General features: G+C 71.2%; 2 protein-coding genes. One reads left to right on the forward strand and one right to left on the reverse strand.

From position 1 onward, the window contains the following. On the reverse strand, window positions 1-881 hold an 881-nt coding region (locus ND748_RS31535; RefSeq protein ID WP_251749942.1), incomplete at its 3' end, for a class F sortase. A 350-nt stretch (window positions 882-1,231) separates the two neighbouring features. On the opposite strand from ND748_RS31535, the gene ND748_RS31540 reads away from it, so the two are divergent. Then, window positions 1,232-1,662, forward strand: a 431-nt coding sequence (locus tag ND748_RS31540; RefSeq protein WP_251749943.1) for a hypothetical protein, incomplete at its 3' end; no start/stop codon positions are given.

Raw genomic sequence — 1,662 nt, forward strand, 5'->3', positions numbered from 1 at the left:
GCCGGATTCCCACCGGTCGCCGGCGCCGCCGGGGCCAGGACCGCCGGGACCGGGGCGGCGGGGGCGGTGCCGGCGAAGGTGTCCGCGTGCGCGTAGACCACGACGTTGTTGAGGTAGTGCTTGGTCTTGTGGTCGAAGGCGCCACCGCAGGTGATCAGACGCAGCTCCGGACGGGTCACCGGCCCGTAGACCCGCTGGCTCGGGAACGCCGCCTTGGACACGTCCTCGGTGCGGTCGACGATGAACGCCTGAACGGCTCCGGTCCGCCCGGCGACCTCGACCCGGTCGCCGGGGACGAGCTGGGGCAGGCGGTAGAAGACCGCCGGCCCCGTGGTGGAGTCGTAGTGGCCGACGAGAACGGCCGGCCCGATGCCACCCGGCGTGGGACCGCGGTCGAACCAGCCGACGTCACCCCACGCCTTCGGCACCGCGATCGAGCCGTCCGGACCCAGGCCGAGGTGGGTGATCGGCGCGTCGATCCCGATCCGCCGGACACGTAGCCGGACGGGATCGTTGATGACCACCACCGGCTGCTCGATCATCGCGGGCGGCAGGCCGGTCATGGGACCCGTGCGGGTCGTGGGGATCGGCAGGGGCGGCGGGATGTCGGGCAGTTCGGTCGCCGCATCCGTCCCGGAACCGCCGCGGACGGCGTCGAGTGCCGGTTCCGCCAGCCGAAATCCGCTGCCGACGACAAGCACCAGGCCCACCAGGAGCAGCCCGCGCCACAGCAGGGCACGCCGCGCGGCGGCGGCGCGGACGGAGTCGTGGACGGGGTCCTGGACGGAGACAGGGATGGTGACCTGAACGGGGACGTGAACGGAGACGGGGACCGATCCGCCGGCAGGCTTCCGGTGGCCGTCGTTGGTCTCGCCTTCCACAGTCCCTACCGCCCCTCCCGGCCGAACCACGCGCCGCTGGCCGTCTGCCTGTCCGCGCCGCCGGCTCTGCCTGCGCCCGGCCGCAACCCCTTTACCGACTGTCACTGTAGCGAGCAAGCCGACCACAATCGGTGATCCTGCCCCGACGACTCGCAGGCCGTCCGCCGGCAGCGCGCGCCATCCCGGTCGACGGCGGGACAGACCGTGAAATCCAGCCGACCAGGCGGTTCTCGCGTCGCGCAGCCCCGTCGCACCACGCCCGGTCCGCTTGCCACGCATCCCCACACCCAGTCGCTATGGTGTCACTCGCAGTGACATAACTGATCACCGTAAGTGAGAGAGGGGACCAGATGAAGAAGGGTATGGGCCGGAGCGCCGCCGTTCTCGCGATGTCGAGTGCAGCGAGCGTCGCCCTCACCTTCGGGCCCGGCCTGGCCGCCGCCCACGCCTTCGACGACAAGGACCACAACAACCGTTGCGACGACAAGAAGGACGACGGTTGGGACATCTTCGGCGACAAGGGCGACAGGGACGGCAAGGACGGGCACGACAACAGGGACGGCGGTGACAAGCTGGGTCGCGCCGACAACCTCGACGGCAACAGGGACGGCGGCAAGGACGGCCGAGACGACGGCAAGGACGGCCGGGACGACGGCAAGGACAACAAGGACGACGACTGGTTCAACTGGGATGACAAGGACAAGCGCCGCGACTGCCCGGTCGGCGCCGGTGTCGTCGCTGGCGTGGGCGTTGGCGTCGTCGGCGGCGGCCCGGGCGGTGT

This window comes from Frankia sp. AiPs1, from assembly GCF_023716945.1.
GTDB lineage: Bacteria > Actinomycetota > Actinomycetes > Frankiales > Frankiaceae > Frankia.